The sequence below is a fragment of the Cobetia sp. SIMBA_158 genome (assembly GCF_046566945.1).
In the GTDB taxonomy this organism is placed as follows: Bacteria; Pseudomonadota; Gammaproteobacteria; order Pseudomonadales; family Halomonadaceae; genus Cobetia; species Cobetia amphilecti.
Genome location: NZ_JAWJYL010000749.1, coordinates 1 through 252, shown reverse-complemented (window position 1 = coordinate 252; position 252 = coordinate 1). Strand labels below are relative to the sequence as shown.

General features: G+C 67.1%; 1 protein-coding gene. It reads right to left on the bottom strand.

Going from position 1 to position 252, the window contains the following annotated elements; translation table 11 throughout:
- A partial coding sequence (locus R2R70_RS21800) for an LOG family protein (RefSeq protein WP_410979168.1) occupies positions 1–234 on the bottom strand: 234 nt, incomplete at its 3' end.
- Positions 235–252: the final 18 nt, after the last annotated feature.

Genomic DNA, 252 nt, shown 5'->3' with positions numbered 1-252 from the left:
CAGCCCGGTATGACCGACTTCCTTGTCGACGAGCAGCTCCGGGATCACGCCGACCGCACGGCCGCCGGCCGCCATCACTTCATCGGCGATCACGCCCATCAGTCCGACACGGCCGCCGCCGTAGACGAGCGTCAGGTCCGCATCGACAAGAGCGCGGCCGAACGCACGCGCGGCGTCCGCATAGACGGGCCGCACGCCGGACGACGAGCCGCAGTAAACACACACTGCCTTCATTGTTTCGTATCCTTCGCG